We start from the raw sequence: 7,193 nt of genomic DNA, 5'->3' as shown, positions 1-7,193 counted from the left end.
GCGCTCGTGCAGGCAGCGGGCTTATGTATAGGTGAACGATGTCCGGTCGAACGCGGTGCCAGGATCGGAGTGCGGGGACCGGGTCGTACACTGCGTGAGGCGCCGGGCGCTCTTGACCGGCCTCTCGAAGATTTTCCCGAGCCGGCGAGAGCTCAGACGAGAGGAGATCTTGCTGACGATGTCGGGGGATGGTCGCGGACGTGGGGTGCGGTGATGATGTCGCGGACACGGGCGAGGTCGAGTTTTGGTGTGCGGTCGGCGGTGAGCAGGCCGTTGCGTTCGTGCTCGACGTCGCTGAGCTGGGTGTAGCAGAAGCCGCTGACGATGGGGCTGTGGAGGAGCGCCGAGGTGAGCTCGCGCAGGCGACGGATGAAGTCCTCGTCGCTGTCGGCGACGGCGTAGTCGAAGCCGTCGACCGGCGTGTTGAGGAAGATGCCGCCGTACTCGGTCACCAGGATGGGCTGCCCGCCGTGCCTGTGGCCGTCCGCATACACCCGCCGGCCGTCGCCTGGGGAGGTGAGCAGCCGCTCCACCGAGCCGAAGCGAGCGGCCAGCGCCTCCGGCCCGCGGTAGTCGTGGACGGTGCAGAGGTCGGAGTGGGTGTGCTCCCAGCCGTCATTCGACAGCGCCGGACGCGTCGGGTCCAGCGACTTGGTGAGGAAGTACATCGCGCTGGCATGGTCGGCGTGGAACCGCCCCACCGGCGTGCGCTGGTCGGGTCCGAGGCTGCGGCAGCCGAAGCTCTCGTTGATGGGCACCCAGGCGATGAGGGATGGGTGGTTGTAGTCGCGGGCGATGACCTCTTGCCACTCGCGGGTGATGCGCTGCACGTAGCGAGGTGAGAACCGGTGGGCGTTGGCCATCTCGCCCCACACGAGGAAGCCGAGCCGGTCCGCCCAGTACAGCCACCGTGGGTCTTCGACCTTCTGGTGCTTGCGCGCGCCGTTGAAGCCCATCGCCATGGCCAGCTCGATGTCGCGGCGCAACGCCTCGTCGCTTGGCGCGGTCAGGAGCCCGTCAGGCCAGTAGCCCTGGTCCGCCACCAGCCGGAGGTAGACCGGCTTGCCGTTCAACAGCAGCCGGTCGCCCGCCACCTCGACCTTGCGCATGCCGACGTAGCTGGCGACGCGGTCCCGCACCTGCCCGGCGGCGTCGACGACCTCGACGGTCAGGTCGTACAGCGCGGGGTGTTCCGGCGCCCATAGGCGCAGCGGCTCCTCGCCCAGGCGGACCGTCAATTGCGCCTCGTCGGCCGCCGCGGCGACGGTGGCGGCGCCGGCGGGCTGGCCCTGGCTGGTGGCGACGATCCGGACGTGGGTGCCCGGCTCCCAGCCGGCCAGGTGCACGACCGCATGCAGCGCCGCGGCGTCGACGTCCGGCTCCAGACGAAGGTTGCTGACGTGGGTGCGGTCGACGACCTCCAGCCAGACGGTCTGCCAGATGCCGGTGGTGCGGCTGTAGAAGGTGTGGGAGGGGCGCTGGTGCCAGTCCTGCTTCCCGCGTGGGATGGTCGGGTCGCTTCCGGGGTCCTCGGCTCGGACCACCAGCACGTTGTCGGCGGGCGACAAGGCGTCGGTGATGTCCGCGCGGAACGGCGTGTGGCCGCCTTCGTGGGTGGCGACCAGCTGCCCGTTGAGCCACACCGCTGCCCGGTAGTCGACGGCGCCGAAGTGGAGCACGACCCGCTCCCGGTCCGAGCGCTGCGGCGCGGCGAAGGTGCGTGCGTACCAGGCGACGTCATGGAACGAGGGGTCGCCGATGCCGGATAGCGGTGACTGCGGGCAGAAGGGGACGAGGATGCTGTCGGGGCCGAGGGCGCGCAGGTGCTGCCACCCGCGCGCCCGGCCACTGTCGTTGTCGTCGAACGCGAAGGACCAGGTGCCGTTGAGGTTGCGCCAACGCCCGCGGCGCAGCTGCGGCCGCGGATACTCCGGGCGGGGAAGGCTCGCGCCCACGTCCACGAGCTACGCGGTCGGCGGGTACTGGGCGCCCTTCTTCTTGGCGGCGGCTTCGATATCCTTGTGCAGTCTGTCGAGGGTCGGCTGGACCGGCTCTCCCTTGACCATGATCCGCTGGATCGCTGCGTTCATCGCGTCCGAAGCATCGCTCCAGTAGGCAACGTTGGGGCGGTACCAGCCGTCCGTAAGGGCCTTCTGGATGGCTTCGAACGTCGTCTTCAGCTCCGCTGGCACCTGCGCGGCGGCGTCGTCCCGGACCGACGGCCAGCCGTTCTTCGCCACGAAGACCTCCTGGGCCTCCTTGGACATCAGGAAGTTGGCGAACTGGATGGCCGCCTCCTTCTGCTTCCCGCTCACCCCCTTGGGGATCCCCAGGACCTCCCCGCCGATCACGTGCGCGGCACGCGCGGGCCCGGCCCATCCCTCGTAGACGCTGAACTCCTCCAGGAGTCCCTGGTCGTTGAGCGAGCTGGAGGTGAACGGCCAGTTCTGCGCCAGCCAGGACGTCTGGCCCTGGAGGTAGTTCACCTCGGTGTCGAACTTCGCCTGCAGGCTCTCCTTGGCCAGCAGCTGCTGCTGCCAGAGCCGCTGCAGGGTCGTGAAGGCCCGCACCGACCCTTGATCGTTCAGGATCAACGGGTTCCCGCCGTAGGAGACGATCCATTCCGAGATGGTGACCGCCGCGGGGTCGCCCTGCGCCAGCGACAGCGTCACCTTGGGCGTCCCGCCGGCCGCCTGCTTGAGCTTCTGCGCCACCGAGGTGAGCTGGTCCACGGTGGTGGGCGGCTGGACGCCGGCCTGCTGGAACTTGCCGTTGTTGGTGTAGGCCACCCGGACGTTGGGCCGGTAGGGAAGGAAGTACTGCTTGCCGTCGAACTTCTCCGGGAGCAGTTCCTGCTTGACGCCGGCGGGGATCTGCACGGCGGAGAGGTCCTCCACCAGCTTCCGGTCCACCAGGATCCGGAGCGCCAGGTTGTCCTGCGCGAACAGGTCGATGGTGTGCTGGCCGGACTGCACCTCGACCTGGAGCTTCTGCGGCAGGTCCGCGGAGGTGACCTGGGTGAAATTGACCTTGGCGCCGGTCTGGGCCTCGAACTTGCCCAGGACCTCCCGGACGGCGGGCAGCTCCGCCTCGGCCAGCACGGTGCTGAACGTGATGGTGGTGCCGGACAGGGTCTTGCCCGCCGCGGGCTGACCGCCCTCCTCCTCGCCGCCGCCGCAGGCCGTAGCCACCAGGGCCAGGGTCGCGAGCAGCGCGAGCCACAGCAGGTGACGTCGCTTCATCGGTCCACCTCCATCTCGAACCAACACACGAGAGGAATGCCTCATCCTTTGACGGCCCCGGTCAACGCGCCGGGGCGGAGATGCCGCTGCAGGAAGTACACGACCAGCAGGATCGGTAGGGTGAGCACGGCCGCCACGGTCGCCATGGTCTGGGTGCTGCCCCGGTCGATCGCCTGGAAGACCTGCAGCGGCAGGGTGTTCTGGTTGGTGATCAGCAGGCGGGCGTACAGGAACTCGTTCCAGGAGTACAGCCACACGAACAGGGAGGCGACCGCGATCCCCCCCGCCGCGATCGGGAACACCACCCGCAGCAGGGTGGCCATCCGCGACGCGCCGTCGAGCTGCGCTGCCTCCTCGAGCTCGATCGGCACGGTCTCGAAGGTGCCCACAAGGATCCAGGCGATGAACGGCAGCGTCCCGATCAGGTGCGCCAGGATCAGACCGAGGTAGGTGTCGACCAGGCCCCATCCGGCGAACCGCGTCGCCACCGAGATGCCGATGGCGAACTCCGGGAACATCCGTGTCACCAGCAGCCCGATCACGATCGTGTACCGCAGGCTGGGCCGCAGGCGGGCGATCACGTAGGCGGCGGGCGCGGCGATGACGATCGCCAGCAGCGTGGTGATGCTGGCCACCGTGAGGCTCTTGACGAGCGGCGGAACCAGGTCGCCACCCTCGATGACGCGCTCCCACCACCTGAGGGTGAAGTCGGTGAAGAACAGCTTGGGGGTGTCGCCGAACAGGGCCGACCCGGGTGCAAACGACACCAGGAACACCAGGTACAGCGGGAACGCCACCAGCAGGACTGAGCCGATCACCCACAGCGGGAACACCACCTTCAGGGGGCGGTCCAGGGGGTCCCGCCTGCTGATCCGGGGCCGGGTGAGGGAGCCGGTGCTCATGACCGGATCTCCCCACGAGCGGCCACGAACCGCAGGTACAGGACGATGAACACCATGATCATCGCGAACAGGACGATGGATGCCGCCGCCGCGGTGTACTGGTCGCTGGTGGGCGGCAGGTACACCGTGCCGATGTAGGTGCCAAGGACGGGCTCCACCCGCCCGGACAGCACCAGGGCCAGCTCATAGATCCTGAAGGCGTCGATCGCCCGCAGGATGACGGCGATCGTGATGAAGGGGATCAGCAGGGGCAGGACGACCCGGCGGAACCGCTGCCACTTCGTGGCCCCGTCGACGTCGGCGGCCTCGTAGAGCTCCTCCGGGATGGACTGCAGGCCGGCCAGGAAGATCAGGATCATCACCGGCAGGACCTTCCACATGTCCGCCACGGCCACGGTCAGCAGGGTCCTCCACCCCCCGGCCACCGTCAGCCCGATCGGGCGGTAGTTCCAGTCGATACCCGGGAGCAGGCTCACCAGGTTGGCGAAGCCGGCAAGCAGGGAGTTGAGGTAGCCCGACCGGGCGAAGATGAGCAGCATCACCGCCCCGGAGACGATCGTGGGGACGCCGATGGGGATCAGCGTGACGGTGCGCACGAACCCCCGGCCCCGAAACGGCACGTTGAGGGCCAGGGCGACGGTGAGTCCCACACCGATCTCCAGGACCAGCGACAGCAGCGCCACGATCAGGGTGTTGACCACCGCGGTCCGGAACACCTCTGACCCGAACATCGCCCGATAGTTCTCCAACGACAACCCGCCCTCGGGAGCGGTGAAGGAGAGCCGGAAGGTGTCGATGATCGGGGCGACGGTGAGCACCAGCACGTAGGTCAGTAGCGGCAGGACCAGGGCGAGCTCGAAGCGATACCGACGAACCCACGTGGCAACGGGAGATTTCGCCGGGACACGAACCGTCTGCTCGAGAGTGGCCATCCTCCCGCCTCCTAGAGAGTCGAAGCCGGTCCAGCTCCAGCTGTGCTACCCTCTCTGCAACGTTGCAAGGCTTAGCAGACTGGCTGTTGATAGTCAAGAGCCCCAGGCCACGAGGGCGTGGGCAGGCCGACGGCGGTAGGGTGATCGGGCCAGTCGAGGAGGGTGCATGCCGGTCAGCCTCAAGGACGTCGCGAAGCTCGCAGGCGTGTCGGTGCGGACCGTCTCCAACGTCGTCAACGACTACCCCTACGTCACGGAGGCCACGCGCACGCGTGTGCAGCGGGCACTCGACGAGCTCAACTACCGGCCCAACCTCGCGGCTCGAAGCCTCCGCACGGGTCGCTCGGAGATCCTCGCCCTCGCGGTCCCAGCGATCGACGCGCCCTACTTCGGCGAGCTCGCCCGGCACATCGTCAAGGCCGCGGAGCGGCACTCCTACACGGTCCTCATCGAGCAGACCGACGGCATGCCGAAGCGCGAGAAGCGCCTGTTCGCCGACGGCGGCCCCCACCTGATCGACGGCCTCATCCTGAGCCCCGTCGCGCTGCGCCCCAAGGACCTGCGCGCACGTACAGACGAGACGCCGCTGGTCCTGCTCGGCGAGCAGGTCTACCACGGCCCCGCCGACCACGTCGCCATCGACAACGTCGCCGCCGCCCGTACGGCCACGGCGCACCTGCTCAAGCTCGGTCGGAGACGGATCGCGGCGATCGGCTGCCGGCAGACTCCCGACGCGGCAGCCGAGCACCTCCGCTACCGTGGCTACGCGGCGGCCCTCCAAGGCGTCGGCGCCGTCGTCGAACGCCGCCTGGTGGTGCCCACCCGGTCGCTTGACCGACGGGGCGGTGCCCGCGCCATGGAACGGCTGCTGGCCCACGAGACCCCCCCGGACGCGGTCTTCTGCTACAACGACGTGATGGCCCTTGGCGCCATTCGCACGCTGCTCGACCGCGGCTACCGCGTCCCCGGGGACGTCGCCGTGGTAGGGATCGACGACATCGAGGACGGGCGGTTCAGCACCCCGTCCCTGACGACGATCTCGCCCGACAAGGCACAGATCGCAAACCTCGTCGTAGACCTGCTGCTGTCGCGGATCAAGGAGGGCAACGCAGAGCCGCCGCGCGAGGTGCAGGCCGACTTCACGCTCGTGGTCCGCGAGAGCTCGGTCGGCAGGCCGCCCTCGGTTCACTCAGAGACAAAACGTGTCGGCCCGCCGGGTTGACCAACCGTATTGAGATAGCGGGTCTTGACGGCGGATGGGCTGGTTGTAACCTTCGGGTCTTATGTCGATGGTCATGGCTTCAGGCGCCGTCGGGGAGCTGGCTGGCCCGGCGGCGTTGCAGGGGCGCATCGCCCGCCTTGAGGACGAGAACGCCGCGTTGCGCGACGAGCAGCAGCGCCTGGAGGCCGAACGCGAGCGTGAAGGGCACGCAAACGCGTTCATGCAGCTCGCCGGTACTCGTGGAGGAGTCCGCCGAGGAGGTCGCGTCGGTGCACAGCGCCCCGGTCATCCCCGCCAGGGATGGTCGGCCGGGCGGGCGGCTCTGGCGGTTGCAGCATGAGCGCCCGGTGTGGACGGTGGCGGTTGTCATGCTGGACGTAGACCCGAAGGACCTGCGGCAGGTGGCTGCGGCCGACGAGCAGCAGCCAGTCCAGGCACTCAGGACGGAGGTCCGAACCCACCGCTCCGCGTAGGCGTTCGCCTTGGGCGCACGGACGGGTGTGAGGAGCACTTCGGCGCCCTCGGCGCGGAACACGTCGTCGAAGCTGCGGGGGAACTTCGCGTCGTGATCGCGGACAAGGAAACGCACCTGTCGGCCTTTCTCTCCCAGGACCAGCAGCAGGTTGCGTGCCTGCTGGGTGACCCAGCCGCCGGCGGGGTTGGCGGTCACCCCGACCAGGTGCACCCGCCTGGCCGGCGTTCCGCAGTTGGGATCGTCGCTGGTCGGCGGGTTGGCTGGTTGGGCAGGGGGAAGGGTGGTCGGCCCGGTGACGGGGCGTGTCACTAGGCCGTGATGTTCGTGCTGGTCAGCGGGTTGCGCTGGCCGGGGTGGCGTCCAGGACGCGGGGTGGCTCGGCCAGGTCGAGCGCGGCCAGGAGCCGGCGCTGGGCGCTGG

6 protein-coding genes are annotated in these 7,193 nt (G+C 69.0%); 1 reads left to right on the top strand and 5 read right to left on the bottom strand.

Annotated features, from left to right (window positions below):
* Positions 1 to 152: 152 nt before the first annotated feature.
* From VG276_09400 to VG276_09385, 4 genes are read right to left on the bottom strand one after another with little or no spacing between them, the layout of a single operon-like run.
* The gene (locus VG276_09400; protein ID HEV8649603.1) at positions 153 to 1,955 is read right to left on the bottom strand and encodes a glycoside hydrolase family 2 TIM barrel-domain containing protein; all 1,803 of its coding nucleotides are present in this window, start codon (positions 1,953 to 1,955) and stop codon (positions 153 to 155) included.
* Positions 1,956 to 1,964: 9 nt separating this feature from the next.
* A complete protein-coding gene (locus VG276_09395) occupies positions 1,965 to 3,242 on the bottom strand; it encodes an extracellular solute-binding protein (protein HEV8649602.1) in 1,278 nt (425 codons plus the stop codon).
* 41 nt (positions 3,243 to 3,283) lie between these two features.
* Positions 3,284 to 4,144: a carbohydrate ABC transporter permease gene (locus tag VG276_09390; GenBank protein HEV8649601.1), complete on the bottom strand. Its 861-nt coding sequence runs from the start codon at positions 4,142 to 4,144 to the stop codon at positions 3,284 to 3,286.
* On the bottom strand, positions 4,141 to 5,076 hold the full coding sequence (locus VG276_09385) for a sugar ABC transporter permease (GenBank protein HEV8649600.1): 936 nt from the start codon (positions 5,074 to 5,076) through the stop codon (positions 4,141 to 4,143). Before VG276_09385 ends, VG276_09390 begins: the two co-directional genes overlap by 4 nt.
* 166 nt (positions 5,077 to 5,242) lie before the next feature.
* Between VG276_09385 and VG276_09380 the strand changes: the two genes are divergently transcribed.
* On the top strand, positions 5,243 to 6,298 hold the full coding sequence (locus VG276_09380; GenBank protein ID HEV8649599.1) for a LacI family DNA-binding transcriptional regulator: 1,056 nt from the start codon (positions 5,243 to 5,245) through the stop codon (positions 6,296 to 6,298).
* 79 nt (positions 6,299 to 6,377) lie between these two features.
* Here the strand turns inward: VG276_09380 and VG276_09375 are convergent, their stop codons facing one another.
* Positions 6,378 to 7,082 carry a hypothetical protein gene (locus tag VG276_09375; protein HEV8649598.1) on the bottom strand — a complete coding sequence of 235 codons (705 nt, stop codon included), beginning with the start codon at positions 7,080 to 7,082 and terminating at the stop codon, positions 6,378 to 6,380.
* Positions 7,083 to 7,193 lie beyond the last annotated feature (111 nt).

The organism is Actinomycetes bacterium (assembly GCA_036000965.1).
GTDB lineage: Bacteria > Actinomycetota > CALGFH01 > CALGFH01 > CALGFH01 > DASYUT01.
Note: the sequence above shows the minus strand (reverse complement) of the source record. Positions and strands in the feature narration are given on the sequence as shown.